We start from the raw sequence: 25867 nt of genomic DNA on the forward strand, positions 1-25867 counted from the left end.
GCAGAAAGGTTAATACTTCGTTACCGTTGATAGCGGCTCAACGTTCGATCTCGGGTTCCATTTCCGGCTGCGCCATTTCCGCTGCCTGTTCGATCAGGTTGTCGAGAATCGATTCGGGCGGTGCGATCTCATGGGGTTCGGTTGCTGACATGGTTTGGAATTCTCGTGAGGTTTGGGGTTGAGGGCTGACGCCGGTTTGAATCGAGACCAACATCGGGGTAGCAGTGCCGAGCACACCCGGCTCTTCGACGGCGTTCCATAAACGACCGATCTCTTTGTGACCTTGCCTTAGCATGCCAGAGACGCTCCCCTGCCCCAGCTTGCGACGCGGCCCCGTCGGCTTACGGCGGCTCATGGGTGCCCCTTTCGCAGTTGCTGCCGCCAATCACGTGCGCGTCCACGAGCGGCATTGCGACGCGATCGGTGCAAGGATTCACGAGCGAACAGCCAGCCGTGGCAGAAAACCAGCCAGGTGACAAGGCTGAAGAAGAAACCGCCTTGAATCGGTGAGTTGAACTGGTAGAAGAACCAACTCAACCCGCCGGCGACAGCGAGGTCGCCGATGCCCCCTGCAACCTGCGACGGAAACTTCGGGGAAAGAATGCTGAGCCCGAATTCGATCTCGCTGGCGGAGCGTCTAGGCGGCCGGAAGAGGTGAATGACAGTCGCCAGCGTCCAGATCGAAGCGAGCAATAGCAGCAAGTATTCGACTCGGATCGCATCGTGGACGCCGGTCAGTTCGTGTCGCCCCTGGTACACCGCCAGCGGCAGCGCTACGCCGACCAGCCGAGCTGCGTGCAGCGGCCGACTGCTAGTCGCCAGGCGTCGGCTCAGCAGCTGGACGCTCCCCGCGGCCGCGAAGCCGATCAGCAGCATGACGGCGATGGCGTTCTTGGCGGCATGGATATCCTCTTTCGCGAACTCTTCGGCAGTCTTAGTGGGCGGGGCCTTGTCGGGATTCAACTCGTCCATCGTGATCACCTCTGCTCGAATGTATAAACGCGGAAGGGCGAACCGTTGCGGCCGAACGTGCGGCCCGCCTGGGTGTAGAAGCAGTCGACGAGTCGGCGGTTGGCCCCGCCGCCACGGCGAAGCGACAAGAACGCTTCGACGGGGCATCTTCTGACGCGAGACTCGCCAACGCTGTAGGTAAAGTGCGACCCGAAGATGATGTCCATCAGGTTCAGCTTCTCGATCTCTTCGGTCCGCTCGGAGACCGTGACGGTCTCTTCGATATGCTCCCCCCACGCCTCGGAGAAGTAAGCGGCCGTGTCTTTGCACGGCGTGGCCATCAAGAACTTCTGCGAGTAGTTCGCAAGTATGGCGTGGAGCCTCTCAGCAGCGTCGGCGCCGCCCCCCATCGCCGCGCGGAATTGGGCAAGCGATTGGCCGCTGGAAACAAATCCCAGCAAATGCGACCGCGCCAAACTTTGGACAAAAACTTCAAAGTCCGGGTCGGCGAGGATGGCCGGAAGCTCATCCCGCACGAGCAGCGTTAGGTTTGATGGATCAGTCTGCCTGAGCGCCGCCTCGCAGACAAGGATGTTCATCAGCGACGTGAACAGCAGGCCGCCCGTCTGGTGCGTTAGCAGCGGGAAGTCGAGTACTACGCAACTGCCCTTCAGGGCCATCCCGGGGGTGAAGCTGCTCGGACCCGGCGTGTTGACGGTCTCGTAGAGCGGCGACCGCATGAACGGCGACAGGATCGCCATGACTTGGGTCAATGCGCTACCGCGCCCTTTGCTGCCGATAAGGATGAGCTCGTTGCAGATAAACGTGGCGGCGAGTTCGTACTGCCGGCGCTCGGCGTCACTCACAAGATTCATCTCGGCCTGCCGGAGCATCTTGAGGCACACAGATTTATTCCGAAACGCCTCGGAACTCAATTGCTCGAAGCTGCTCGGCGTCGATGCGCAAAAGCAGAACACATCAGCGAGGCAAACCTCCCTTCGTTTGGCAAGCCAGCAGATGGTGATGCTGTATTCCAGCAGACGCGAGAAGAGGTTCTGCCAGTAGGCCTCGCCGCGCTCACCATTGCTACGCGTCATGAGCTTGTTCAACCGCTCCAGCAGGATCGTCGCCGTGATTGGCGACCCGCCGGGCCGGTCGTTCAGTTCGTAAGACAGCACGTTGCAGGTGAACTGCCCGGGGACCAGATGCAGCAGGCGGCCCTCGGCGCTGGCGGCGCTGATAATCCGGATCGCAGCGTCCGCCTCGTCGTTCTTGACGCACGACCAAACGCAGCCAATCGGTCGCCCCTGGCACGTGCGGCGTAGGGCGTCGGTCAGAAGAACTTTCAGGAGGGAGCTTTTTCCCGAACCCGATCCGCCTACAGCTAGCGTGTGATCGCATAGGGATTTCGTCCCAAGATCGAGGTCATGAAAGATGTCACTCTGGCGTTTTCTAAAGAACACGACACCCTCCTAGCTAGCTTGGGACTGCAGAAGTTTCGGAAGCAGCTCCAACGGATGACGCTGCTTGGCGTGAGAGACGAGGCGGCTCTTGAGCTTTCCCAGCACCTGGTGCAGGTCGTCGTACCCCGAGTCTGCAGGCATTGTGAGCTGTAGCCGGACGCTATCAATCGTCAGTGCAAGCTTTAGCCGCTTAGGCGTTGCTCCAGACGGTCTCGTCGCGGCGAGAATATCATCGCGCCGCATGTCACCCGCGGCGTGGGCGGCCAACCACTCTACCTGCTGTTCGTGATCCACTGCCCGTTTAGCTACTTCGTACGCGATCGAGACCCCAATCTTGCGCTCGGCAACCATCGCCATCGCTCTTGGACCGAGCTTGTCGAGCACGGTTTGGATCTTACTGAAAGTCGAACGGCTCACGCCCGCCAGACGGGCCCCCTCCTCAAAGCGGCACTTGTGGTAGCTCGCCAGGGCATGCACCCGCTTCATCACGTCCGGCAGCGTTTCGTCTCGGCGCACGTGGTTCTCATGGAGCGACTTTGCCAATGCGTCTTCGCGGCTTGTGCCCGCGGGGAGAACGATCGCGTCGATCTCGGTCTCCCCGTTGCGCCGGCAGGCTTCAGTGCGGTGGTTTCCACTCACGATTTCATAGCCGCCACCGCTCTCAATAACGAGGATCGGTTGCAGCAATCCGTGCTGGCGGATGCTTTCTTGCAGCCTCGCAATCGTTGGATCGTCAAGAGATCGTGACAACGACATCGGCTGCAACAACTCTACTGCGACGCATCGGGGTTCGGCCGGTGCAGTTGCGTTTGGTCTAGGCATCGTGGCACTCCTTGAGTCATCTGGTCGAAGGTGTATAGAGCGTTGGCGGCCGCAGGCTCGACTGCTGCTAACGCCGCACGGATCGTGCTAAGAAGCCCCTCCGCAGGGACTGCGGAGGGGCTTCGAAGACCCGCTCACTTTTTCAGGGGGTAGTTCATAACCCGCGGCCAGAAGTGGTGCTTGAGGGTACGCACGAGCTTGCGAGTGACGCGGGTCTTTACCGCTAGCCACACTCCCAGCCCACCCAAAGCAAAGGCGAAGAGCTTGGCCAGAGGGCTGACCACTGGCTTGGCGACGTGCTCAATCGTGCCGGTGATCAGCGGCTTCGCCACGTTCTCCCCCGCCGATTCAGCGAGGGCATCAGCGTGGACCGCCACGGCGCCTAGAGCGGTTGCGGCTGCTATTTTTCCACGGTGGCGCCAGGCGGCGTTGGCGGCATCGTCGATCGCCGAACTACCGGCACTGCGGGCGGCTCCCGCGGCCGCTTGCGGGGCCCTTGAAGCGAGCGCCTTGCTTCCGCCGTGGAACGCGGAGCTAACGGCCGTGTCGAGAGCGACAGAGCGGACAAGTCCGCTGCTCGTTCCCGCCACGCTCTTCGAGGCGGCGCCGGATTTGGTCGCTGCGGTCCCAGCGGCTTTGGCGGACTGCGTAGCGGCCGTTCCGACGGTCTTAGAAGCAGCAGAAGCCCCGCCCATCAGCTTTGCTCCGGCGTGGGCGACGGCGTGCCCCGCTGCATGCATGATGTGAACAAGCGGGTGGGCCTGGGCCGCAGGACCCATCGCAAGGGAGAGAGCGGCGATCGCCATGCCCAACCGGCGGGGACCATCATTGTTCAAGAATAGCGGCAGGTAGTTTCGCAACATGATCAACAGCTCCAATTGAGAGGAATGGGGCAGTTCGCGTACGCGCAGTGGCTTATGCCAGCAAAGGCAGGCCCGGGTAACAAAGCAGATGAATGAGCACCGTCAACGGGTGGGTCAGCGGCTCAAGCATCGGGACGCACAGCAGACAGGTCAGCATGGGTTGCTCCAGTAGGGTGATAGGGAAGGCAACTTGCGAACTAGCTCGCCTCGGCCTAATCAATTCTTCAGTGCTTCGAGAGGAAACCAAGCAACTGAATGGACTGCACGTTGCTCTCTGGAAGTCGCTGGAACTGCGTCAGGTCCCACAGGTTGGCAGTGAGAGAATGCCGACAGACTTCTCCTCCGAGAAGGGATTCCCCGGTACAATGATGGGAATGCGGCAAGCGAAAGCGTTTCGCTTCGGCCGCAACCTTGCGCACCTCTTTTCCTGGGGAAACCTACCGACTGCACGGACTGCACAGTCGCGTCACGGCCGCGTGGAAGCCTTATCGAGCCTTCGAAAAAACGGAGCAGTCCCCGATGCCAGCCAGCCTCAAAGGGAGAAATCATCAACTACCCGAAGCGCTGCGGGAGTTGATACTTGGCGGGCGAGTCTTTCCCTTGGGAAAGTTCCGGGCTTTCGCCGCTAGCAAGAAATGCTACGAGGGGTTGAGCATCCACAGTGACCGACTAACCGCCCTCAAGTACGGTAGGCGTGAGCAGAGACGGCTCTTGAAGTGCGGTTTGGATTATCTGCAGCAGCACAAACCTGCCATCTTGGACGAGGCGTTTGGTCACGGCACCGCTGAGCTTCCCTTAGATGTGCTGGCGGATCGCTATATCGAGCCTTGGCAAGAGTCCGCGTCTCGGCAACTCCCCGCAGACGACGGTTCACGATACAAGCCCACTGATGGACCAGAGGCATTGCCGTTTGGAGCAATCCCGGGGCCCATGATCTTCCCCGACAAGCTAGGGCCGCTGAACCCTCACAGCAGGTCCGATGTCGCCGCTCTCGCCCGTTGTGTAGCCGCCCATTGGGGGCTGATGGCTTTCGAGGGGCGGAGTCGCCTTTCCTACGATCAAGCCTTTGATGCAGGCATAGACCTGTGGGGCGTGTCGTTTGAAGAGCTGCAGGAGATCTTCAGAAGGGAAGCTATCGCCTCTCCCGGATCGCATTGGCTGTGGAGAGACTCCAGCGACCCCCAGAAAACCTACTCCAGCTTTTACATGCCGATTTCCGAGGAAGGGTTCCATGCTCTGGCGGCAGGAGAACTCGATCCGGCAGATGTTGTGGAGGTGGCGGTGCGGGGAAAATCTCAGTGGGTGTTCGTCGGGGCACATTTCGGCGACAAATGGAGAGAACCCGCCTTCCGAGTCAAAGCAGTAGGTTTAAGCCTGCTGCATCTAGCGTCGGTGGCGGAGAGCGTGAACGACCACTCTTTGCACCTGGTGACGCACGTCTACGGGGGTGAGATTACCGAGCGCGCCCTGGCATGGGGTTTCAAGAAGACAGGCAGCGTAACCCCGCTGCAAGAACATGATGCGGTGACGATGACGATGTCCCCGCGGTTCCGCGAGAACGACTGGAAGTCGTTCGCGGCACGAGGAACCGTTCAAATGGCTCAGGGCGTACAAGGGTTTTGGGGATCGTGGACTAACGCTGTGGCCCGCTGTCTTGGTCGGGCGGCATAAGGCGATCGATCATTTCGCGGCCGAACCGGGTCAAGTCACGTTTGGGAGGGCGCCCACGCTCGTCACGGGCGTAGGGGCTGCCGACAACTAAGCCCTCGGGCGTTTCGAGCACACTGCTGAGTAGAAGTGGCCGTATCAACTCTTCTTCCTCATTGGTAAACGAAGCACCTACCATCAGCTCAGTGATCGGCTCTCCCGCCTTAGCCGCCTCAAAGGCCCTCATAAACCTATCCGGATGCCTCGAAGCATAGAGCTCGATCAACACCATCTTTAGGTCCGCTATCGTCTTGGCGACACGTGTCCCGTCTCGCACGTGAATGAACTCACGGCTGTCCTTGCCCTCCGCCTCTTCGCACTTGCGGCAAACATCTTCCCAAGTCACAGGGTCTTGCGATTCCTCTTCATGAGTCATCCATCCTCGCTGTTTGGTGAAGGGTCACCCTAGCACGAAAAGGTTACCGTATTGTTAAAGTCGACGGCGCTCATCGCACACCGCGTTCGCGATCAGATTGGCTCCAGCCGAGGCCGGCCCGACCATGACGCCCGACTTCTACATGGAAAACGGCCGGATTCCCAGAAATCAATCCTGACCGGCTAGGGGTTATGACATCAACCTGCCGATCAGTAGGCATGTAGTGTTTCCCCAAGCCCACACGGGCTCCTAATCAGGATAAGGGACTATCTCATGTCCAAGATTGATGTAACGGTAAGCTTTCGCTACAAGCGTCGCTGCGAAGACAACGCAGCGGCCAGTGAACGGACGGTTTTTGCCATCGGCAAGACTCTGAGAGCTCTAGTCCTGAGAGCTCTAGTCACGACCTGGAAGATTCTCGGCGGCGTTGTCGAGTTTCTGGGGAAGCTGCTGCTAGCGAGAGATTACTGAGTCCCAATTCCGTCATAGCAAGCAACGAAGAAGCCCCCGGGAGCATCAAAGTGCTCCTGGGGGATGAAGGGGAATGCAAGTCGCTTCACACCCCTCTACTCCCCTCCACGGCCCAACGCGAGACTCTACTGTTGCTTTTTTAACCATGCCGTGATCGCGGCTTCCGCCATGTCCTGCATGGTGTGGGGATCAACACCGTTGAGCTGACGTTCCAACGATAGGCGCTTTAGGTCCGATGCGACCTGGGGGGCAAGCTTGATGGTGAGGGACTTCCGCCCAACCATCTGCGGCAGAACGGCCCTGGGGTCCGGAGCCTTGCCGGGCTCTTCGCCTTTGACAAACCGGCGGGCTTCTTCCGTGCGTGAAGGATCGGAGAGACTGACTCCGTCCTCTAGTGTTCTTCGCGTCATGACGCAGCCTCCTTCTTTGATCTGCTGGATTGCCTGTTCGTGGCAATCGCCTCCGGCATCAGTTCCTCAAAAATCTTCTGCACCTCGGCAGCGCCGATACGGCCAGCAGCCCCCATCTTCCACACGAACTTGCCCTGCCCGGGGGCGTCGGCGTAGACCTGCCGCAGGATCCACGGCTTGCTCACAATTGGTAGTCGCAATGCGGAGGCGGCTTTCTTCATCTCGGCCGCCAGTTTGAACCGCGGCTGGACCATATTCAGAATGATCGTCGCCGGGGGCGGTCCGCCGCGGATCTTGCGGGCCTGCATGAGGATTTTGGTGGCTTCCGCCAGGGCGCGCACCTCAAGGAGCGAGGCTTTGCAGGGCAGGACGGCCAGGTCGGCTACCATCAACAGTGCTCGGCTCGTCTCGCTGTTAGAGCCTGGACCGTCGGCGACGACGTAGTCGAACTCGCGGGCGTGCTCCTGGAGGCTATCGAGAATATCGTCGGCCTTCTCGAACTGCACGGTGTCGATATCGGGGTTGGCCTCCTCCAACCACTGCGAGCTGCTCTGCTGAGCGTCGCAGTCGGCCAACAGCACGCGGTGGCCCTGGTCGTGGAGCCAGCCGGCGAGGTGGACTGACACGGTGGACTTGCCCACTCCCCCTTTTCCATTGGCTACGGCGATAATCTGATTTCTCATAGGCGGACTAATAGCGCACTTCGAACATGGTGGCAAGCAATAAATGTCCGGCTGCTGGGATGGCCCTCCGCTTGGCAGTCGAACTGGCCACTTGCTTCATTGGATGGCTTGCCTGTTGGCTGCCGAGGCGCATGGCGGTATGGATAGGCAGCGACCTCGCAATGCAACTTGCTGGCTGTATGGCCATCCTGCCGTCTGGATAGCAGGATGTCATGACGGCTGGACGCCCAGATGGAATTGCGTGCCGCCCGACAGGCGGCCATCTCTTAAGCGTGCTTAAGGGAAACGCCTGTTCTTTCAATTCCCATATAGACACAATAGTCAGTCTACTGCCTTACTCTGTTGTTTCCCGGGGAAACAGACTCTGCATGATTGGATCAAGTCTTCATTAAGCTGTATTTTTTCGGGTGCGATGTTCACGCAGTCGGCGTTGGATCATCGCCCGTATCCGCTTGGCGTCGTACTTCCGGTAGACTGGGATCCGGACTAACAGCACGCCGGCCTGCAGCAAGGCTTCCTCGACAAAACGGTCCCGCCGGCGGCGACTTGGTGAGCGGTGGGTGAGGTCGTCCAGCTCGATCACCGCGGCAATGCGAAACGTCTTGGGGTAGGCGAGCACGAAGTCGAACCGCTTCTGTCGGATCTTCCGCCCGGCGGCCCGGTCCCATTGATCCTCGTCAACGCGGAGCACGGCCGTCATCGGGACCTGCACACCGATGTAGAATCGGTTGCCGAAACCCGGCTCGAGCACGGTGTGGTAAAAACGCAACTCACCGGCAGAGATCAACCGCGGTTGAGGCGAGTAGGGAGACCTTGAATCCGAGTCCAACAGAGGCGAGCGTTTGGGCATCGGGCGAGCATAGCCAGCAATCGGCCGTTGTCACGCGATTTCTTGATGTGTGGGCCACAACTGTCCGGCGCTGGCGGAGGGGGTAGCTGTCTCAAAGTGTGCCCTCTCGGCACGCTGAGAAGCCGATTGGGGGCAACTCCCTTGAGGCCCCCTCCAATCTCATTCTGCTAAGCAATCGAATCTCTCCCAGAACGGGGTCCGTTCTGAAACGCTGAGACGTTGCCATCACCACCAGCAGGCCATGCGGAGCATGGGGCGAGGCGCAACGCGCCGAAGGGTAGGCAGGCATGTTGTGGGCGTCAGCCCACGCATTTTCTGCTCTCCCTCGACGGGAGCCGTTACCTATCCCCAGGCAATCATTCTTCCCGAGGGAGAGTTAAGAAGAGAGTTAAATATGAGTTACGCTGTGGACAATGATCGGCAAGCCCTTGATTCGCAAGACGTTCTCCAACCACGCGGTGGGTAGAATATCGAAAGCCGGTGGGCAAACGCTCGAAACTCGGTGGGTAAACCGTCGAAGACTCGTGCGGTGGGTGAACTATCGAAATCGCTTGACACGGTGGGCAGAATATCGAAGTATCGGCGGCGATGACCGACACGCTGCTCGACCTCTCTTCAGACAAGCTCTCGCCGGGCGACCGCTCGCCGCTGCTGCCCGACCGGCACCCGACGGCCGATTTCTTTGTGTGCGACGTGCTGGACGCCGCCCCCAAGGGGGACATGGCGTCGATGGAGCACCCGGTGTTCTCACTCTCGTCGAAGCCCGACCGCCGCGTCCGCCGCTACGAGCACGGTGACTGCTTTGTTGAGGTGAAGCCATCGTCCGACGGCCTGGCGACGGTGCACGACCGCGACATCCTGATCTACTGCATCAGCCAGCTGATGGCCGCCCGCAACGCGGGCCAACCGGTTTCGCAGGTCGTGCGGTTCAAGGCGTACGACCTCTTGACCGCCACCAACCGGATGACGAACGGGCAGGGTTACGAGGCGTTGAAGGCGGCGCTCGAACGGCTCTCGGGCACCCGGATCAGCACCAACATCGTCACCGGCGGCCAGGAGATATTTGAGACGTTCGGGCTGATCGAGCGGGCCAAGATCGTCCGCCAGACGCGGGACGGAAGGATGCAGGAGATCGAGGTAAAGTTGGCGGAATGGGTGTTCGCCGCGATCCGGCACAACGAGGTGCTGACCCTCAACAAGGACTACTTTCGGCTCCGGAAGCCGTTGGAGCGTCGGCTCTATGAGTGCGGCCGCAAGTTTTGCGGCCGCCAGGCTTCGTGGAAGATTTCACTCGAACTGTTGCACAAGAAGTGCGGCTCGACCTCCACACTCAAGGAGTTTCGGCGGCTGATCACGCGGATCACGCGTGAGCACGCCGTCCACCAGCATATCCCCGACTACGACGTTTGGCTCGACGAGAACGACATGGTGAACTTCACCAACCGGCTCCGGCGTGACGAGCGGGCGACCGAGTGGGACGGTCGGATCCTGCTGGCGGCGGAGACCTACGACGCGGCGCGGCGGTTGGCGCCGGGGTGGGACGTCTACATGATCGAGCAAGAGTGGCGGGCCTGGCTCACCGACCGCCCGCGGCGCCCCGACGCGGCGTTCCTCGGGTTCTGCCGCCGCTGGTTCGCCATCCGCGGAGCGGCATAGAGGGCCGAGGCGACCTGCCTTGCCGTCAATCGCATTCGGCGGGCCAGCGTCGTGGCCTACCCTCCACGACGGCTAGAGAGGGATAATCTCATAGTCGTCGAGGGCTTCGCAACCCGCGTCACGCAGGAGTTGCTGCATGACATAATCCGACGGTCGAGCACAAAAGTACCAGTCAACCTGCTTGTCATCGCCCACTGGGCCATGAATCCAAGCGGACGCTCGGAACCGCATGCCAGCCGCTTTCTGCGCGCTGTCTTGCTGAGCAAGCTGTCGACGCTGTTCGTCGAGGCGCCGCTCAAACTCGGCCGTCCAGTGACCCATGTAGCACGACTCGCAAAGCCCACTTCGATTGGTAGCGACCGCCGTGGGATCAAAAGCCGGCGCCGTGCAGCGGCTGCAGGGGACGGTTTGCACGGTGTCCAGCAGGGAACGAACATCCGCTTTTGTGGCGGCTGCCGCTGAGAGTCCACGAACAGTTGGGTAGACGACGCCACCAGCGGCTCCGTTGTCTAGCCTAAGCGTTACCTTCAATTGGAGCGGGTAGTCCGAGTAAATGAATGAGCAAGGCGAAACCTCGGCCTCCAGGACGGATCCGTCAGGGAGTTGGCGGATGTAGGCTTCCTGTGGGTGAATCTGCGTTGGGCTCGGCATTATAGTTCTCCTGTGTTGATGAGGAGCCACGCCCTTCGTGGCTCGATGGCATCCCGGGAAGCCGCCCCAGCCGGAGCGGAGCGTGCGGGGCCAGCCGAAAACGGGAGGGACCCGGCGGGAGCGCCAGCGGACGCGGGGAGGAACCGGTTTTCTGCTGGCGGCGTCCGGCGGCGGCTTCAGCATGCCATCGGTCGGGCCACTGGTGTGGCGATCTGAACCAGGCGGGCCGCCGAAGGGGTCAAAGAGCTCTTCGCCGGAGAGCTGGCCGGCCCTAATGAAGCGATCCCAGCCGCCAACTAGCCGACGATTGTGCGTCCCAGGCGTTCGCGGGTAAGACTGGGGTCGATCCGCTGCGGGAGGACCGCCGCCACCTCGACCACACGCCCGCGAACGCGGAAGTACACGGTGTGGCGGGTGGAGTGCAGGCACGCCCGGCGGACGGTCGGCTCGGCCGACGCCTGGTAGGCGTAGGGAAACTCCTCCAGTTGGCGGCTGATGGCCATCAGCTCCTGCTGCAGCTTGACTACGGTGACCGGCGACTCTACCCGGAGCTGCTGAATGATCTCCCGCAGGTCGGCCTCCGCCTCGGCGACGATCAGGACGCGGTACTTCACGGGCCTCGGAAGGCGCCGCGCACCGCCTTGCCGAACGGCAGGGCCTGAGTCTGCCCCGCGTCCAGCCGGTCCAACCGCTCCTGGCAGACGTCGAGGTTCTCCGACTCGGCGGCCTCGGCCATCGACCGGTGATCCGCGGAGATGCTCTGCTCGAGTTCCGCGAGGATCTCCTCACGCTGGTCGAGCGGCAGCTGCGACAACTCGGATTTCAGTGATTGTAAATCAGACATGCTTCTCTCCTCCCGGTGCGATACTGCCACACCCGGCCGGTTGTGGCAATGAAAAACGACAAGAGAGGCCGCCGCCGACAGCGGCCCCACCCCGGGCGGGCTACCAACTGGCTTCGTAGTAGACCGTGTTGCCATCGGCGAGCGCCTGCCAGGCCTTCACGATAAACCCGAAGTCGTCCTCGGTCTCACAATGTCTGCTTATTCCGAAGCCGAGGCCAACGGGTCTTCGCAGTCGGTCGCGGAACAGGTCTTCCGCAAGCTGTAGCAGGTCGTCGGTCGTTAGTTCGACGGCCACGCCCTTAAATACCTGCGCACCGCCCTTGCGGTTGTAGAGGCTCTCCATCCACCCGTGCAGGTGGGGGTGCGCCGTCCAGAAGTGGAGGTTGATGGGGTTCTTTGCCAGAAAGTCTACCGGGCGATCGAATACTTCGTCGGTAGCGAATGCAAACATAGCAAGCTCCATTAGCGGCCTCCCTCGTTGCGTAGTACAGCGATGGCGTTGTAGGACGCGACGCTGCCGACTCGTCGTGGCAGAACGGGCTGGTTCTTGATAGATGTCATCATAGATAGTCTCCTTTGGGTTAGAGTGAACAGGGTGTCCGACAGCCAGCCGGACAGGGCGGGCTGTCAACGGTTTGCTGCTCGCAGCTCGACCCAAAAATCCTGGCAGCGGAGCGGAGAGGATTTTTTGGCGACCGTTGACCGCCCGCACGCGGCTGGCAGGATCACCACTGTCAGGCCCACCAAAGCGGGCACGCCTGCTACGGCATCCACGACCGGCCGGCATGGCCGTGGGCAGCGGGACACACGGCGATCGGTCCCCCGGGACTGGCCCCTAAGTTCCGCTGAAACGCCAACGGTCAGCTCTCAGCCGTCGGCTGCAGCCCGTGCAGGAAGTCGACCGCCTTGGACGCCAGCGAGGCGGCCGTAAAGATCGCCCGCTTGTCGGCCTTCAGCACCTCCAGCCAGCTGGCCAGGTAGCTGGCGTGGTCCTCGCGGACCTCCGGCGTGATTTCCAGATCGGCACACAGAAAAGCAGAACCCAACTCGGCAACGAGTTCCTCCATCGCGTAGCCGGCGTCGCCCCACCGCTTCCGACCCAAATCACGGTCCAGTCGGGACGGGTGCCGTGTCCAGTGGGCTGCTTCATGGCTTAAGACCGCTGCGTGCGACTCTGAGTCGACAAAGCACTCAATCGGCGGCAGCTGAATATAGTCGCCCTCAATCGTGTAGTAGGCCCGGTTCCCGCCGGTGCGGATCTCGGCCCCGGTAGCGGCAAAAAACCGGTCAGCCTGCTCGATCCGCTCCACGGTCTCACGCGGCGCCGCCGCCAGCTCATAGTAGCGGGCCGGCAGCCCGTCGACCTGGCAGGCGTTGAACACCGTGTACTGCTTCAGGAACGGCACCTGCTCCGCAACCTCGGCCCCGTCGTCGGTCGTCTCGCTCCGGGTGAACGTGCTGGCGTACACCACCGGCGATCCCTTCTCGCCCTTGCGGACCGATCCGCCAAGCTCCTTGGCCTGCTTGAACGTCAGCCAGTGCGGGCAGTGGAAGCCGGCGTCCTCTGCCGACGCCCACAGCATCAGGATATTAATCCCCTGGTAGGGCGCGCCGTTGTGCCGCAGCGGCCGGCAGATCCTGCCCGCCGCGTGCTCGGCGTTCCAGGGCTTGTGCCAGGGCCGGACGCCCCGCTCTAGTTCGGCCACGATCTGATTGGTGACCTTCGCGTAAATGTCGGTGCGGTTCTTGGACTTGGTAGCCATCGTCAATACTCCATGTGATTGAAACACTGCAAGAAAAACCCCTTGCAAAAAAGCAACTGCTTTTGGGCAAGGGGGACGAAGGCCGAAAGTGCGGGGGGAAAGCGGTCAAGGACGACCGGCGGCGGAGGGGCCCCGCTGCACAAGCGCAGCGCGGAAGCGGGGAGGAAGCCGCCGGTCGCGTGGCCCCGATCCTTGACGGCTTGGGGGGACAGCCCCCCTCATAAAGACGAACGCCAACGGCGACGACTGTGCGACCAATACTCACTCAGCGTCGTCAGCTCCGGCCATCAGACGAGACGCTGGACGACGACCTACAAAGCGACAACAGCACAAAAAAAGCCGACCGGGCTGGGCCCGGCCGGCTAGTGCGTCGGCGAGGCCTACTCGGCGTCACCGTACTCTTCGTCGCTCCGCGACGCGGCGTACTCCGCATCCATCAGCTTGCGGATGCGGGTGTCGACCAGGTTGGCCAGCTTGGCGACGACCAGGGCGTCACCGAGCGAGAAGCTCGCGGCCGACTGGTAATTCCCTGCCTCGTCCTTGTAACTCCGCTCGATGGTGAAGTTGTAGAACGTCTTGCCGTCACCCGCGGTCTGCTTCCAGATGGCGGCCGAGATGCGTCCGAGGCGTACGCGGTCAACAGGGGCGTTCTTGGTGGTTGAGTTGGTCATGGTAGTTACTCCTTCTTCTGGGTTGTCGGCTGCGACCCTCGCGGCCTGATGCCTGCAGAAAAGCCCGCCAAACAGCCGGACAGGGCCAGCCAAAAAATTGGGGGAGACCTTCAGGGGGCGCCGATTTTTTCGGCTTGCCAGGGCCGGCGACGGGCTTAAGCATCGGCATCAACAGGCCCGCTCGGGACGCTCGATCAACCAGCAATAAGAAGGAGAGGTGACTCCAGCCAGCCGCCGAGATTACCGTTGATCCGCTTCTCGCGGTTAATCTGAACCAGACCAATAGAATCAGACATGCGGTGATGCGACATTGTGCAATCACCGGGCGAGGTTAGAAGAATCTGGCCATGAGCTCTCTCGGCAACCACGCGGCGGCGTCCAAACCGGGCGCGGAGTCCAGCATCACCAGCCGGTAGGGGCAGCCGATACGCTTCTTCGCGGTTAGGCGGCGGCGCAGACGCTCGCTGACAAGGCGTTTCACGTCCGCCGTCTGTTTCGCGGCCCAACGCTGCGCCTGGCCACCGGCGCCTACCCGGCCGTAGCGGATCGCTACCGTCCAGTCGTCGAACAGGTCCCGCCCGACAGTGATCTCGTAGTGTCGGTGGCGGTTGAGTTCGATACTGTGGGCCTCAAAGGCCAAGCGAATGAGATTCTCCACGGCTAGTCATCCTGCACAGCATCGGTCAACACATCACCGCTACGGGCATACGTGCGGGTGCGTTTGGCGGATCGCTCCAGCAGCTTCCTTCCATCAGCTCGAAGCGTGCCATCCGGCCCGACGTGCCGGTAGAGCGTCTGCCGCGTGATGCCCAGCTGCTCGCAGAGCTCACTGACCACCGTGTCGCGGTTCTGCATCGCGAGCTGAGCCAGCCGCAGCTTGGCGGGCGCCATCGCGAAGGGGCGTCCGCCGTAGCGTCCTCGTGCCCGAGCGGCCGCCAACCCCGCCTTCGTCCGCTCTCGGATCAGCTCCCGTTCAAACTCGGCGAGGGCAGCGAAAATGCCGAACACCAGCTTCCCGGACGGGGTGGTGGTGTCGATCGCGGCGCCTTCGCCGGCTAATACTTTGAAACCGATCTGGCGTTGGGTAAGATCGTGGACCGTGTTGACAAGGTGGCGGAGGTCGCGGCCGAGTCGATCGAGCTTCCAGACAACGAGCGTGTCGCCCTCACGGAGGGCCTTGAGGCAGGCGGCCAGTCCGGGGCGATCATCTTGCTTGCCGGAAGCGGTGTCGTCGTAGAGGTGCTGCTGATCAACTCCCGTGGCGAGCAGAGCGTCGCGTTGCAGGTCCGTCGCCTGCGACCCGTCCGTTTTGCTCACCCGCATGTATCCAACCAGCATTCAACCTCCTTGCATTTGATCGTGCCTCCTGCGTGTCACGCAAACGACCGGTTGTGTGACCCAACGGCAGTGAAACATTCGATCCCTCCGCAGTGTCTCCTACCTCGTCTCAAAATCTATGTCAAGCAAACGCTGAAAGACGCACCTCATTTCTTCATATCGCAACCTGATGATCGAACGCATCGTGGACAAGGGCGAAATACGCTCGGCAGGAGCGATGCGACTACCCCTCTGCTAACGACAGCCCCTGTATTGGATCGCAAGGTGCATCCTGACTGGATTCACCTAGTGGCGGCTGTACCGCACTTGCCGAAGTCACAGAGGTAGCACTGTTTGCTCCAGGCATTACATCGTTGGTAGCGACTATGAATCTAGAAGCATGGAAGCCCCATGAGAGAATGCCTCTCACTGAGATCAGGGGCTGCTTTGAAAGCTCCCTTGGCGTGAGATTCAAGCGCGGCGTTGGCGACATATCGCGTTGCAGTCCAATCCTCGACGAGTTCGGCCATAGTGCTCGATTCGATGGAAACTGGTCCTTCGCTCAAGGCGGCGCATGCATCGACCTAGCAAACCGAGTAGATACGCTGTCGCAATTCTTCAAGCGGCAATGCGACCTGTTGATGGGGGAAGCACCGGGAGTGTCATCCTGCAGAGAGAGCACATGGTGTGCGCAACACATTGCCCTTTCCCACCTCGTGGGAGATTTTTTCGGGCGATGTGCCCAAGGGTTTGGATGGTGGACGATAGTGTTTGCTCGCCTTCCGAAGGCCCTAAGAGAACACGAGGATCCCTGCACCGCCCATACGTTTCAATGCGACAAGACAGCTCTGTACGCGGTCCGCCTTCGGTCGGACGGAAGTTACTGGCCTGCGTGCGGTGTTCGAGTTCCAATCTCGGCCTTCGAGTGGAAGGTGCCCAACGCAACAAGGCCAACAGCACAGTACATGCTTGCATGCCACACCATCAGCTTGAGACACGCAGAACTGGAGCTAGGCTGCCCTGACTACAATGAAGATCGGATAGCGTTCGCAGACGGCGCGGCTGAACGAGCCTTACTTGCCAAAGGCAAGATTCCCGCAATCGAACGCGATCCGCGACTGCGAACTCCATCTCATGGAGCCATCGCGTCGCTCCTAATCAGTTTCAGCAGAATTGTAGTGGGGCGAATTGGGATTCCCATGGCCAGGAACCTGACTCTGGAGTTTGATCCCTATACGCTTGAGCTTATATCGATACGCACTTATGAAGAGTCGGTCGACCGATATACTGCGATAGCTAGCGCGTTCGACCACTGGCATCTTAGCAAAACCATAGGACGATTTTTTTAATGCCTAAGCAACCTACGAAAGCACAATCTACGACTCGCATGCCTGTGCAAGAACCCGAGACGGAGTTTTACCGCATCGATTTTTCCCTCACGCCAGATGGAAAGATTCAGCTCTGCGCTGAAGTTGATCTTGCTGGGCGAAGACTCACGGAAGCACTACGGCAAACTCCTATCAAGCCCCTCCCTTTAGATCGCAGTCTTGTCGCCACTTACATTAAACGAAATGTCTCCAACGAGAACGGGAAATTCGGTGCTGAAGAGATCGCGGACCTACTTCGCGAAGCAGTAGGCGAAGCAGTTGGATCGCAGCGTAGACGGTCAGAAAAGCATGCCAACGAGGAAGACGGCGACAAGGGAACTCGACCTCCTAACCGGGCTGCAGCTGAATCGCAAGCGATACTATCACCAGCAACTCGGCACGTGGCTGTCAAGGGATCCGATTGGGTATCTCGGCGGCTTGAATCTGTACGGTTATGTTGTTTCCAGGCCTACGTTCTACGTCGATCCCACCGGGTTGCAAGGGGACTTCGGAATCCAGGGATGGTGCGAGAGTCTGATCGGTGACCCTTCGCGGTTTTGCCCAAAACCAAAGCCTAAACCTCCTTGGTTCAATCACTACTGGGACAATTCGGGAACTCCGATCGACCTTGGCGACTACGACTTACTAGACGACTTTCAGCGCGATGATGATGTAAGAAACTGCGTTAGGAAACACAAGAAACGCATCAGCAATTCCGATCCGAATCCGTGCGAGGGAAAGCAACCAGGTGAGACAGCTTCTGTAACAGTAACCGTCACGGACACGTGCCGAGGAATTCAGCTTGAGGATTCTATATTCGTACTTGGCAATACGACTCTTCAGATAGTAACAACATGCACCTTCACCGGAGAATGCTACAAACCCTGCATCGATAACCAGACGGACCAACCTGATCCAGACATTATGGACACAAAGGGGATGACGTACGATTGCGAAACAACCTATCGAATCGTTGACCGCTTCTCAGACCCATGGGATGTAATCGACATTTTCCCAGGGGAGTGGAATCCTGATGGTACGCCCTACCCGATCACAGGTGGCTGGGATGAAGAGTGGGGCACTGGACGCCGGTAACGTGGAGCGATATTCGGAGTGGGGGCCTCGACCCAACACGATTCAATGGATTCCGAAAAACAAAACCCATACAGTTCCCCATCAGCTGAGGAGTATCAGAGTAGTGAAGGGAACCTTCTTCGCGGCTTGGTATTTGTACCGCTAGCTGCTGGGGGGGCGTCCGCAATCATAGCGGTGGCAGTAGCTATTGTTGCTCTGCTGACCGGAGTAGACAATCCAGCAGCGATTCCACTTCTAATTGCTGGGGCTATCATTGTTGTCCCGCTGATCGCAGGTGTATGTGCCATAGTATTCGGCATCCCGATTGTAATTGGACTTCGAAAAGCTGGCCGGCTTACTCCAGGCTGGGTAATGGGGGCCGGAGTCTTGTTTGCAGTGAGCATAGTCGCGATTGCTCAGTGGTTCATTACATTGACAAGCACCTACGATAGTAATCAAGTCAGTCTATTGGATGCGTATTTTGGCGGTTTATTGCCATGTATGCTTGTACTAGGGACTCCGGTGCTTGCCTGTTTTGGAACCTACGCCTATTGGCTGTATAGCGTATCTCGAAAGGCAGGTTGATTGAGGCCTAGTGAAAGTACACTAGCCGACGAATCCAAACCAACTGAAGTTCCAATTGAACCTAGGCACTGAAGCATCGTACAGACATTTCGACGCCTGAGCTCTGCCACAGGGAGCGCGGTGCAGAGGCTGAGCATTGCACCTAAATCAAGGCAATGCATTGGTTTACGGGATGCTGCTGTGGCGAACGCAAGTGCAACGCGGGCCATAAGCTCGAGATCCTAGGCATCAGTAAACTGCGGCTCGAAAGAGAGCGTTGAACGACTCGGGAGCATAGCTCTAGGGACGTCTACTCTAGATCGCTGCATGAAGCGCCGGTCGCGCCAGACTGTTCCGGCAAGCCTGCCTACGCAAATCCAACGCCAGGATTGTTTGGTGAAAGACTTTGACTTTCTTGTTGTCGGCGCAGGGCTCTTTGGCGCCACGTTCGCAAGGCGAGCCGCGGATTGTGGGATGCGATCACTTGTAATTGATAGACGGGAGCATGTGTCGGGGAACTGCTTCACCGAATCGGTTGACGGCATAGACGTGCACCGCTACGGCCCCCACATATTTCATACAGCGAGCGATCGGGTTTGGGCGTTTGTAAGACGATTCGGCGAGTTCAATAAGTATCAGCACCGCGGAAGAGTCTCGTACAAAGGGCGCCTCTACTCATTCCCAATCAACCTGGCAACACTTCGTCAGGTATGGGGGGTAGAATCAGCCGCTGAAGCAAGAGAGAGGATCGCAACCGAGCGCGTCGCAATCGAACGCCCGAAGTCGATGAAAGATTGGCTCCTCTCTCAAGTGGGTGAGGAGCTCTACGAGATGTTCTTTCGAGGCTACACACTCAAGCAGTGGGGGCAGGATCCGGCCAACCTTCCCGCCGAGATCGCGCGTCGGATCCCAATTCGAATGACGGAGAACGACCGCTACTTCAAGGATTCCTCTGTCCATGAGGGCATTCCAGTTGAAGGGTACACAAACCTCGTCGCCAGCATTCTTGACGCCCCACAGATCCGAGTAGAGCTCGGCGTAGACTACTTCAGTCACCGTGAGCAGCTTAGCCGCCAAGCGAGGCGGGTCGTATTCAGCGGAAAGATTGACCAGTACTTTGGGTACGAACGAGGCCGACTAGCCTACCGGAGCCTCCGCTTCGACGATGAGAGGCTGCAGGGAGACTACCAAAGTGTCGCGATCGTGAACTACACCGACGAGGCCGTTCCATTTACGCGGATCACCGAGCACAAGCACTTCGCGCCCAGTAGCGTAAACCATACGATCGTGACACGTGAGTACTCGATGCCGCACGATAGGTGCAACGAGCCATACTATCCGGTCCGCGACGCCGCAAATAACGCAGTTCTTGCGCAGTATGAGAAGCTCGCTGGCGGCACGAGCGTAGTCTTCGGCGGCCGTTTGGCATCATACCGGTACCTAGACATGGACCAAGTCATCGCGCAGGCGATCCGCAAGGCCGATTCCGCAATGGAGGGGTCGCTAGGAAGGACGCTGACGACACGCGTTTGAACTCAAACTCGCGTCTTCGGTCGGGGATCCCAGTTAAGCCAACGGCATCGGCTGTGTGCTGACTGCAAGTCACATACTGGAGCAAAGAGGGTTCAATTCAATGGGAGCTGCCGCCGGATCTCGACACACCGTCCTGCTGGTCGCCCATGGCGCAAAAGTTCCCGATTGTGGTCTCTACAAGGAACTGCTGGGCGCCACCTGCAAAGTAGAGCTGCAAGTGCTGCAGGACACTGAGGCCGCGGACTTCCCCGTGGTCTCGCCAGACCAAGTGTCGAGGTCCTGCGAACGGGACCTCGAGATGCTCGGCTATCGCATGTTGCGATCGGGGCAATCATCGCCGCGGGGCGCATACGCCGCTGTGCTTGAGTTTGCAGCCGCTCACGACAGCGTCCAACACTTCTGGGTGCTCAACTACGACGTTCGGTTTAGCGGCGATTGGGCACACCTTTTTAGCGCGGTAGCCGATGAGGTCGACTTCGCGGCGCCGATGGTGGTTCGCCGCCGGGATCGTCCGGATTGGCCATACTGGGATAGCGTCTCGGCGCCTTCAGGAGATGTGGCCGGGACGGACTTCAAGCTCCTGGCCGCAAACTGCTGCGCGTATAGGCTCTCCCAGCGCGCGGTGCAGTTGCTGCGAACGTCTGCGCGGACAGGCTGGACAGGTCACGAAGACGCCCTTCTGCCAACGATCTTGCATAGCGCCGGCCTGCTCATTGAGGATTTAGGTGGAACCGGACCGTTCACGCCTGCCGACAGGCGAGGTCGATTCTACAGTGGGGCTACACTCGGCAGTGAGTCCGACTTCATGCCGCCGACGACAGACTCAAGTCAGGACCTGATGTACTACCCGGTGCGTCCGCGGCCCAACTCGGCACGCAGCGTGGACGCCGGCGATCAGACCATGGCGATACTTGTCATGGGCCCCGAGTCTAGCGGAACCAGGCTCATGACCTCGCTACTAATCGACGCGGGGTGTTACGGGGATGCAACCCATCGGCAGCGTATCGACCGCACGATCCCCCAGAGCGGCCCGATAGTTTGGCGCCGGAGCTTCCCTCACGGAGACGGTTGGCCCGACGCGGTGGCGGCGATCCGACGGCTCCAGAGTTCGGGGTATATCGCGAAGGCGGTCGTTATGACACGCGATTGGCACTGCGTTGTGCAATCGCAGCTGGAGCGTCGGCACGCAACCGATGCGGAGACCGCTCTGGCGCGACTACAAGACTCATATCGCCGCATCTACCAGGCCCTGTGTGAAACGAACATCTTTTATATCAACGTGAGCTACGAGTCGCTGATATTGAACGGCGGCGCCGCGGTTAGTCAAGCGCTGGCAAACTTCGGACTATCGTCAGCAGGGGCGACCATTGGAAACGGCAACGAGAAGCATTTCCGTAACGGCGTTTGAACAGGCGCCGCACGTCAATTCGCCAACTAGCAGGCATCCGGCATGCACATCGCGCACGCGGTCAACTTCTTCAACACCGATGATCACGAGCACGCGTTAGCCCAGCAACTGACGATGGAGTCATTGCAACGGGCACGCCGGTATGCAGCGGAAGACGCGCTAGACATCGACCTCGTTTCTGTGCAGGACCCTAATGAACGGCGCGAAGTGTCGTCAGATTGGATTCTGGCGGCTGGGCTCGATAGGTCGATCCTCGACTTTGGGGACTTCGATGCGCCACCACTGCCACTGCTTGGCGACATAATCGGACGCCTGCTCGCGACTTCTAATGCGCAGGTATTGGTGTATTCCAACGCGGACATTATCGCGACTCCAGGCTTCTACTCGGTAATCGCTGCGTGCGTTCGCCGAGGGTGGCGCTCATTCGAGGTGCGGCGGCGCACTGTAGATCAGGAAGTGCTAAGGGATTGCACGGACATCGGTGACGCGTTGGCCGTGTGCGGCGCAGAGATCGGGGCGCCGCACACCGGGGCTGACTGCTTTGTGTTTCACCGTGAGGACGCACGCAAGTTTGTGTGGCGCCCGGTTTGCATCGGAATGCCGCCAGTCGCGAGAGCGATGCTGATTAACATGCTCGCGGCAGCTGGAGAGGTCCGGACACTCGACGCACATGTGACCTATCACGTGGAGAATTCGCAGCGGTGGACCCACAGGCGTTTTCGCAGGCTAACCGATTTCAACTTCGCCCAGGCGCGAGCGATCAGGGATGAACTTCTACGGCGTTATGGCCGCCTGCCGCGGCAGATTGATCGAAAATGCTACGCATTAGAGCCTGATTGGGGGCGATCTGCTGACTGACTTAGGCCGGCTTTGCTCTGCTACTGCGAAGATCGCGGCTTCACACGTGACATCAACGCTATACGCCCGGCGAAATAGAGCGTATACCACGCCGCATCCGCGAGTCGCGTTCAGCTATCTGTCCTCGGCTTGAAAGCCGAGGCCCAAGGTCTCGGCCCAGGCAAGCAGGACATGCCCGCGATTGCGTCCAGGAAAGTGTAGCACGCCAGGACTCGCACCGCTTCGTCGTGCGATCGGCGTCTGATTCCGCAGAGCGAAGTCGCGGTTGGGGGGCGTCCTCCAGGAGCCGCACGTGACGTTAGCGAAGCAGCGCATATTCGAGTCGACCACAATCGGTTCGCGAAGTGCAGCGATGTTCGGATCGGTGTAGCAGGCCTGCCATAGGAACTGGTCGTCTCGCATGAAGCGACGGTAGGGTTTCCATGCACGATCGCACCTCACCCCAGATTGCATAATAGAGTCGGAGAATGCAGCCATCGAACTGAAGAGCTTGCAAAGCGATTCCCGGCACCCCATCCACATGCCGGCATTAATTGACCGTCGCCCAGTCCACCTAGCAGGAAATCGATTCTTCCACTCGGGCCTCCCACACGGGTAGAATGTGCTCTCGGCCCCAACCAGTACGTCACAGTTGAGATCGCGGAAAGCATCGCAGACTGCCCCGAGCGGTCGGCAGAAGAAAGAGTCGCCCCCATCGACGTACAGTACGTAGCGGATTGGAGCATGGAGGTCTTCTATCCACCGTCGCATCCTGACGACTTTGCTGACATAGTGGGACTGGTACTCCTCTCCAACGCCCTTGATATGCAAGTCGGCGCCGAATCGCCGAGCAGACCGTAGCAAGGGGCCAAGCCGTGACTCTAGCTCTTCGTGCGGATACGATCCGATCGTCAGAACCGCCGTGTTGCTGGGTGTGGCGGGCTCAATGGCGACTGGCTTAGCGGATGGCATTCTAATGTGATGGAGTGGGGCATCCCGGCGAGCTGGGCCAAATCTCCGACTGGCAACTGATGGCCTTTCCGTGGTCAAGCTGTCGAATGTCGTACTAGTGACTGATAGTCGTCGCTCGTCGATCTTCCTGAGTCAAATGGCGGACTAGTCAATCGGCGTATACAGTGCTCCAATTCTTTCGACGAAATTTTGGTCGGGAACGGGCCTCGTAATTCGTCCAAGGATATGGTCACGCGACCAGGTGTTTCCGCCGTGGTATACCCGAACGTAGAGCGATGGTTCGTTCTCTACAATGTTGACCGGTTTGCCACGCAGGGCCAGAGTGTCTTCGTCGCGGGCCCTGGCCGGGTAATGCAGGGACCTCGGTTCGCATAGCACCGTGCCGGCGATTCCTTTGGGGTCACGCTTGAGATCGAGGCCATCGATCACCCCGGCTTCGCCGGTTACTGCGTCGAGACAATACTGCCGCCGCAGGATCGTCATTTCTCCGGGCGAGTGTTTGCTCACTTGCCACGCCATGCGGTGCGGGTGATGCCAATCATCGTCGTCCCACTGCAGGACGAATTCTCCTCGCGCCAACTGAACCGACAGGTTCCTCAGCTCGCCCAGGGTAGCGTCGCTTCGAGGGAGCGCAGTTTCGTGCACGCCGCTCGCTTGCGTGGTGAACCACGGGGCATCCGGCGCCGTGTTGACGATGATCAGCTCGCGATCGGAATGTGTCTGTCGTTGGAAGCAGCGAACGGCTATCTCTGCAAGACTTCGCCGGTGAGACGACTTTCCGGTTATCATGAGTGCGGAGACTTTCGGCATAACACAGTCCAGCAGTGTATGGCATTTAGAGGGGTCGCTGAACTCCTGGACGGTTAGCTCTCGGCCCGAAGTTCGATCTCGCCTGGATTGACGCTGGCGAGGTTCTGGAAGAACTCGCACCGAGTATCACGAGGGACGCCGAGTTCTAGGCATGCTACCCGCACCGAGCCTTGATCGGAGTGTCGTCGTTCAGGGAGCAACTCTCGAGAAAGTCGGAGGATCTCAATCAACTTCTCTCGGCGGCCGATGACCCCCCCCGAGTTGCCGTAGGGGTAGCTCCCTTTCGCCAACGCCTGCTCTTCTGAAGCCACATCATCTAACCTGGGGTGATTGACGCGCTCGCCCGACAAGAGGGCGTCGACCTCGAAATGCAGAAAACGCCTGAGCATCACCTCCGCCGAGGCGAGCACCACGGCGTCCCACGAGTCGCTCAGCAGCAGGAATGAGGCACGCGACCGGCGGCAATGGTCTAGGTAGATCGAAAGCTTAAGTCGGTTGTGCCATAGTTCATGGGGATGCTGATAGACGACAGCGCGGCTCCCAACCATGGCGAGCGACAGCTCCAAGGGGCTGCTTTTCTTGTAGGTCTTGCAGGTGACGACCTCCAGTTCCTGTTTTGCGGCAGTTGTCGCCGCCGTGCGTCCTTCGATCGACGCTAGCAATGCATCAAAGAGGCCTCTGCCGGACCGCTGATCGCCCCCGGGGCGTTGATCCTTGCACCGCATCCCGCTGCAATGAATGTGCACGGGCGTGGTTTCGTGGGATCGGTTGAGGACCGAAATCCTAAGGTCGGAGGACGGCATGGCAGATGGAGTTGCTTAGTCGCGGACCGGCGTCGTAGTAGAGATGGGCGAGGTCTTGCTCGAGGATGCAGGCGGATGCGACTCTTGGCGTATCTTGCAGGGGAGCTTCGTAAAACACCCGCTCATCACCGGATGCTAGAGTCAACGGGTCAAACTCACGGCAGACCAAGTTCGCCGTGAATCGTCCGGGTACGTGACCGGGTAGGTCATGGTGGTAGATTAGCAAGCCACGCCAAAGCCAGCCACCACAGTAGTGCCCCCTTTGCGATCGTAGTACCCGGCCGGCCTCCTGGAAGTTCACAGCATCGGTCGAATGCGCCGCGTGCAGATGGTGGATGCCATTGGTGTCCCTACGCATGTAGATCATGAGAAAGCCGTCCAGCGATCTGAACACACGCGCGTAGGACACGGTCGCGGGCTTCGTGTCTTGGAGCGAAACCCCGCCATACTCAAAGTGAATCCCGTCGTCGCTCGCCGCCCAGTGCGTCACCCAGTTCGGGCCGTGAAACCAGAGAATGAGTCGGCCCAGTTCGCGGACCCAAAGTGCGTGGGGGGAGGCTACGTGATCGACACTGAGGCGGCCCGGCCAGACCCGCCGAATGACGGGCTCAGTTCGGGGGCGCCACGGCCCCGCCGGGTCGTCAGCGACCGCGAGATAGATGCCGCCAGGAGGGTCATGAGGTCCGAAGTAGCAGTAGTACTTGCCCCTCGCGTTGTGCAGGGCGTCCGTGGCCACCACCGACGGAAACATCGCATCGTGGTGAGGGTAGTTGGGAGCGACCTTCCGGATCTGAGCGGGGTCCAGGATCGGGCCCGTACGGACGAACTGGGGCCCGTGGTGCATTGCGTCTAGCGTTTCTGACTGGAGAACCGACTGGCCCAACTTCGAAAGAACGACTATTTCAGCCTCGTCGACTGCGTTCTGTCCGTGTGACGATGCTAGGCACTGACGGGCGACTTGCTATGCGCCGTTTGCAGCGTCCATGCGATTGCTGCCTGCA

26 protein-coding genes are annotated in these 25867 nt (G+C 59.9%); 8 read left to right on the forward strand and 18 right to left on the reverse strand.

The features are described from left to right. Positions 1–37 precede the first annotated feature (37 nt). The 5 genes from KOR34_RS00300 to KOR34_RS00320 form a co-directional block, all read right to left on the reverse strand. Positions 38–355 (reverse strand): hypothetical protein, encoded by a 318-nt coding sequence (locus KOR34_RS00300; protein WP_146561144.1) that lies wholly within the window; start codon positions 353–355, stop codon positions 38–40. Further along, positions 352–972, reverse strand: coding sequence for a hypothetical protein (locus tag KOR34_RS00305; RefSeq protein WP_146561146.1), 621 nt, complete (start codon positions 970–972; stop codon positions 352–354). The genes KOR34_RS00300 and KOR34_RS00305 overlap by 4 nt, the downstream gene beginning before the upstream one ends. 5 nt (positions 973–977) lie before the next feature. Continuing rightward, complete coding sequence (locus KOR34_RS00310) at positions 978–2414, reverse strand: TraM recognition domain-containing protein (RefSeq protein ID WP_146561148.1); 1437 nt, start codon at positions 2412–2414, stop codon at positions 978–980. A gap of 9 nt (positions 2415–2423) precedes the next feature. Beyond that, positions 2424–3236, reverse strand: coding sequence for a ParB/RepB/Spo0J family partition protein (locus KOR34_RS00315; RefSeq protein WP_146561150.1), 813 nt, complete (start codon positions 3234–3236; stop codon positions 2424–2426). A 134-nt stretch (positions 3237–3370) separates the two neighbouring features. Beyond that, complete coding sequence (locus tag KOR34_RS00320) at positions 3371–4099, reverse strand: hypothetical protein (protein ID WP_146561152.1); 729 nt, start codon at positions 4097–4099, stop codon at positions 3371–3373. Between the two features lie 519 nt (positions 4100–4618). On the opposite strand from KOR34_RS00320, the gene KOR34_RS00325 reads away from it, so the two are divergent. Beyond that, on the forward strand, positions 4619–5770 hold the full coding sequence (locus KOR34_RS00325) for a hypothetical protein (RefSeq protein ID WP_146561154.1): 1152 nt from the start codon (positions 4619–4621) through the stop codon (positions 5768–5770). A gap of 685 nt (positions 5771–6455) precedes the next feature. After that, entirely contained in the window at positions 6456–6653 is a 198-nt protein-coding gene (locus KOR34_RS00330) for a hypothetical protein (protein WP_146561156.1), read from the forward strand. A 125-nt stretch (positions 6654–6778) separates the two neighbouring features. On the opposite strand, the gene KOR34_RS00335 is transcribed toward KOR34_RS00330, so the two are convergent. From KOR34_RS00335 to KOR34_RS00345, 3 genes are all read right to left on the reverse strand, one after another. Then, a complete protein-coding gene (locus tag KOR34_RS00335) occupies positions 6779–7063 on the reverse strand; it encodes a hypothetical protein (protein ID WP_146561158.1) in 285 nt (94 codons plus the stop codon). After that, entirely contained in the window at positions 7060–7746 is a 687-nt protein-coding gene (locus tag KOR34_RS00340; protein ID WP_146561160.1) for a ParA family protein, read from the reverse strand. Before KOR34_RS00340 ends, KOR34_RS00335 begins: the two co-directional genes overlap by 4 nt. Before the next feature lie 388 nt (positions 7747–8134). Next, positions 8135–8596 carry a DUF2726 domain-containing protein gene (locus KOR34_RS00345; protein ID WP_146561162.1) on the reverse strand — a complete coding sequence of 154 codons (462 nt, stop codon included), beginning with the start codon at positions 8594–8596 and terminating at the stop codon, positions 8135–8137. Positions 8597–9184: 588 nt separating this feature from the next. Between KOR34_RS00345 and KOR34_RS00350 the strand changes: the two genes are divergently transcribed. Continuing rightward, entirely contained in the window at positions 9185–10252 is a 1068-nt protein-coding gene (locus tag KOR34_RS00350) for a replication initiator protein A (protein ID WP_146561164.1), read from the forward strand. Between the two features lie 947 nt (positions 10253–11199). Here the strand turns inward: KOR34_RS00350 and KOR34_RS00355 are convergent. From KOR34_RS00355 to KOR34_RS00385, 7 genes are all read right to left on the reverse strand, one after another. Then, positions 11200–11517 (reverse strand): type II toxin-antitoxin system RelE/ParE family toxin, encoded by a 318-nt coding sequence (locus KOR34_RS00355; RefSeq protein WP_197531005.1) that lies wholly within the window; start codon positions 11515–11517, stop codon positions 11200–11202. After that, the gene (locus tag KOR34_RS00360) at positions 11514–11747 is read right to left on the reverse strand and encodes a hypothetical protein (RefSeq protein ID WP_146561168.1); all 234 of its coding nucleotides are present in this window, start codon (positions 11745–11747) and stop codon (positions 11514–11516) included. The genes KOR34_RS00355 and KOR34_RS00360 overlap by 4 nt, the downstream gene beginning before the upstream one ends. A 100-nt stretch (positions 11748–11847) precedes the next feature. Further along, complete coding sequence (locus KOR34_RS00365) at positions 11848–12210, reverse strand: phosphoglycerate kinase (RefSeq protein WP_146561170.1); 363 nt, start codon at positions 12208–12210, stop codon at positions 11848–11850. Positions 12211–12607: 397 nt separating this feature from the next. Further along, a complete protein-coding gene (locus KOR34_RS00370) occupies positions 12608–13510 on the reverse strand; it encodes an ArdC family protein (RefSeq protein WP_146561172.1) in 903 nt (300 codons plus the stop codon). A gap of 380 nt (positions 13511–13890) precedes the next feature. After that, the gene (locus tag KOR34_RS00375) at positions 13891–14181 is read right to left on the reverse strand and encodes a hypothetical protein (RefSeq protein ID WP_146561175.1); all 291 of its coding nucleotides are present in this window, start codon (positions 14179–14181) and stop codon (positions 13891–13893) included. 331 nt (positions 14182–14512) lie between these two features. Beyond that, positions 14513–14839, reverse strand: a complete 327-nt coding sequence (locus tag KOR34_RS00380) for a WGR domain-containing protein (RefSeq protein ID WP_146561176.1) — start codon at positions 14837–14839, stop codon at positions 14513–14515. A gap of 2 nt (positions 14840–14841) precedes the next feature. Then, positions 14842–15519 carry a recombinase family protein gene (locus KOR34_RS00385; protein ID WP_146561178.1) on the reverse strand — a complete coding sequence of 226 codons (678 nt, stop codon included), beginning with the start codon at positions 15517–15519 and terminating at the stop codon, positions 14842–14844. A 1655-nt stretch (positions 15520–17174) separates the two neighbouring features. On the opposite strand from KOR34_RS00385, the gene KOR34_RS00390 reads away from it, so the two are divergent. From KOR34_RS00390 to KOR34_RS00410, 5 genes are all read left to right on the forward strand, one after another. Then, on the forward strand, positions 17175–17960 hold the full coding sequence (locus KOR34_RS00390) for an RHS repeat-associated core domain-containing protein (protein WP_146561180.1): 786 nt from the start codon (positions 17175–17177) through the stop codon (positions 17958–17960). 45 nt (positions 17961–18005) lie between these two features. Continuing rightward, positions 18006–18524, forward strand: coding sequence for a hypothetical protein (locus KOR34_RS00395; RefSeq protein ID WP_146561182.1), 519 nt, complete (start codon positions 18006–18008; stop codon positions 18522–18524). A gap of 375 nt (positions 18525–18899) precedes the next feature. Beyond that, entirely contained in the window at positions 18900–20036 is a 1137-nt protein-coding gene (glf, locus tag KOR34_RS00400) for a UDP-galactopyranose mutase (RefSeq protein ID WP_228714443.1), read from the forward strand. A 100-nt stretch (positions 20037–20136) separates the two neighbouring features. Beyond that, positions 20137–21444 carry a hypothetical protein gene (locus tag KOR34_RS00405; RefSeq protein WP_146561186.1) on the forward strand — a complete coding sequence of 436 codons (1308 nt, stop codon included), beginning with the start codon at positions 20137–20139 and terminating at the stop codon, positions 21442–21444. Between the two features lie 42 nt (positions 21445–21486). Beyond that, positions 21487–22302, forward strand: a complete 816-nt coding sequence (locus KOR34_RS00410; RefSeq protein ID WP_146561187.1) for a hypothetical protein — start codon at positions 21487–21489, stop codon at positions 22300–22302. A gap of 114 nt (positions 22303–22416) precedes the next feature. Here KOR34_RS00410 and KOR34_RS27625 read toward each other — a convergent pair whose 3' ends face one another. From KOR34_RS27625 to KOR34_RS00420, 3 genes are all read right to left on the reverse strand, one after another. Further along, positions 22417–23253: a glycosyltransferase domain-containing protein gene (locus KOR34_RS27625; RefSeq protein WP_449301096.1), complete on the reverse strand. Its 837-nt coding sequence runs from the start codon at positions 23251–23253 to the stop codon at positions 22417–22419. 144 nt (positions 23254–23397) lie between these two features. Next, positions 23398–24063, reverse strand: coding sequence for a glycosyltransferase family A protein (locus tag KOR34_RS00415; protein WP_146561189.1), 666 nt, complete (start codon positions 24061–24063; stop codon positions 23398–23400). Between the two features lie 53 nt (positions 24064–24116). Continuing rightward, positions 24117–24866 (reverse strand): glycosyltransferase domain-containing protein, encoded by a 750-nt coding sequence (locus KOR34_RS00420; RefSeq protein ID WP_146561191.1) that lies wholly within the window; start codon positions 24864–24866, stop codon positions 24117–24119. Between the last annotated feature and the right edge of the window lie 1001 nt (positions 24867–25867).

Origin of the sequence: Posidoniimonas corsicana (assembly GCF_007859765.1) — a bacterium.
In the GTDB taxonomy this organism is placed as follows: domain Bacteria; phylum Planctomycetota; class Planctomycetia; order Pirellulales; family Lacipirellulaceae; genus Posidoniimonas; species Posidoniimonas corsicana.

Bases quoted from the DNA above. Each gene is read 5' to 3' on its own strand.
- KOR34_RS00330 (WP_146561156.1), top strand. From the start codon at position 6,456: ATGTCCAAGATTGATGTAACGGTAAGCTTTCGCTACAAGCGTCGCTGC.
- KOR34_RS00345 (WP_146561162.1), bottom strand. From the start codon at position 8,596: ATGCCCAAACGCTCGCCTCTGTTGGACTCGGATTCAAGGTCTCCCTAC.
- KOR34_RS00405 (WP_146561186.1), top strand. From the start codon at position 20,137: ATGGGAGCTGCCGCCGGATCTCGACACACCGTCCTGCTGGTCGCCCAT.
- KOR34_RS00375 (WP_146561175.1), bottom strand. From the start codon at position 14,181: ATGACCAACTCAACCACCAAGAACGCCCCTGTTGACCGCGTACGCCTC.
- KOR34_RS27625 (WP_449301096.1), bottom strand. From the start codon at position 23,253: ATGCCATCCGCTAAGCCAGTCGCCATTGAGCCCGCCACACCCAGCAAC.
- KOR34_RS00315 (WP_146561150.1), bottom strand. From the start codon at position 3,236: ATGCCTAGACCAAACGCAACTGCACCGGCCGAACCCCGATGCGTCGCA.
- KOR34_RS00325 (WP_146561154.1), top strand. From the start codon at position 4,619: ATGCCAGCCAGCCTCAAAGGGAGAAATCATCAACTACCCGAAGCGCTG.
- KOR34_RS00320 (WP_146561152.1), bottom strand. From the start codon at position 4,099: ATGTTGCGAAACTACCTGCCGCTATTCTTGAACAATGATGGTCCCCGC.
- KOR34_RS00340 (WP_146561160.1), bottom strand. From the start codon at position 7,746: ATGAGAAATCAGATTATCGCCGTAGCCAATGGAAAAGGGGGAGTGGGC.
- KOR34_RS00305 (WP_146561146.1), bottom strand. From the start codon at position 972: ATGGACGAGTTGAATCCCGACAAGGCCCCGCCCACTAAGACTGCCGAA.
- KOR34_RS00350 (WP_146561164.1), top strand. From the start codon at position 9,185: ATGACCGACACGCTGCTCGACCTCTCTTCAGACAAGCTCTCGCCGGGC.
- KOR34_RS00360 (WP_146561168.1), bottom strand. From the start codon at position 11,747: ATGTCTGATTTACAATCACTGAAATCCGAGTTGTCGCAGCTGCCGCTC.
- KOR34_RS00420 (WP_146561191.1), bottom strand. From the start codon at position 24,866: ATGCCGTCCTCCGACCTTAGGATTTCGGTCCTCAACCGATCCCACGAA.
- KOR34_RS00385 (WP_146561178.1), bottom strand. From the start codon at position 15,519: ATGCTGGTTGGATACATGCGGGTGAGCAAAACGGACGGGTCGCAGGCG.
- KOR34_RS00415 (WP_146561189.1), bottom strand. From the start codon at position 24,063: ATGCCGAAAGTCTCCGCACTCATGATAACCGGAAAGTCGTCTCACCGG.
- KOR34_RS00370 (WP_146561172.1), bottom strand. From the start codon at position 13,510: ATGGCTACCAAGTCCAAGAACCGCACCGACATTTACGCGAAGGTCACC.
- KOR34_RS00410 (WP_146561187.1), top strand. From the start codon at position 21,487: ATGCACATCGCGCACGCGGTCAACTTCTTCAACACCGATGATCACGAG.
- KOR34_RS00335 (WP_146561158.1), bottom strand. From the start codon at position 7,063: ATGACGCGAAGAACACTAGAGGACGGAGTCAGTCTCTCCGATCCTTCA.
- KOR34_RS00390 (WP_146561180.1), top strand. From the start codon at position 17,175: ATGCCAACGAGGAAGACGGCGACAAGGGAACTCGACCTCCTAACCGGG.
- KOR34_RS00395 (WP_146561182.1), top strand. From the start codon at position 18,006: ATGGATTCCGAAAAACAAAACCCATACAGTTCCCCATCAGCTGAGGAG.
- KOR34_RS00300 (WP_146561144.1), bottom strand. From the start codon at position 355: ATGAGCCGCCGTAAGCCGACGGGGCCGCGTCGCAAGCTGGGGCAGGGG.
- KOR34_RS00365 (WP_146561170.1), bottom strand. From the start codon at position 12,210: ATGGAGCTTGCTATGTTTGCATTCGCTACCGACGAAGTATTCGATCGC.